This is a genomic window from Vibrio sp. 2132-1 (assembly GCF_033344315.1).
Map to the genome: position 1 here is coordinate 1 of NZ_JAWPON010000345.1, position 696 is coordinate 696.

Sequence of the window (696 nt, forward strand, 5' to 3'; positions counted from 1 at the left end):
GTCTGAAATCGTTCTCAGACATGGGGTGGTCCCATAATTTGATACCACCTCCCAATTAATAGATGTCATGCAAAGTACTCAAAAAACGAATTTGCAGACGAGCCAGCCAACCTGAAATCGTGCTATCAGGCAATAGTTGTACCGTCGCACGAGCACCAGCCGGGAAAGCTTGTGGCTGTTCGTTGATAGACAAATGCAATCTCAAACGCTGAGCATCCCTCACCCAGCGGTTGGAATCTGTTGGTGTCGCGAGGCGGCCGTCTGCATCAAATTGACCCGAGCTTACCCCGGCATCCAAACTGGTAATGCGGGCTTCAAAAACCTCTCCTGGCAAACTATCGAAGGCCACCAGTGCTCGACTATCTCGGTTAAAATGACGCAAACTTTTCTCGCGAAAGTCCGCAATAACATCAACTTGATCCGAAACCAGTGCGATAAGTGGCGTCCCCGCAGCGGCGTAAGCACCTGTCTCTAACTGCAAGTTCGTGATAACACCATCGTGCTCGGCACTTACTTGAGTGTAAGAAAGGTTAAGCTCCGCTTGTTTTAGCTGGTTCTGAGCAACACGCACGTTGACGTTAGCTTCGCCGAGCTCGCCGCGGCTTACTTCTAGCTCTTTTAGGCGGGCTTTTGCTGCTAGCAAATTCGCTTTTGCCGCTGTTGCACTACTCTGCGCATCATCTCGTTGTTGTTGAG

1 protein-coding gene is annotated in these 696 nt (G+C 50.4%); it reads right to left on the reverse strand.

Annotated elements, in window-relative coordinates:
• Positions 1-55: 55 nt before the first annotated feature.
• Positions 56-696 (reverse strand): HlyD family secretion protein (locus R8N47_RS25305; protein WP_318186123.1); only part of this gene is annotated, 641 nt, incomplete at its 5' end.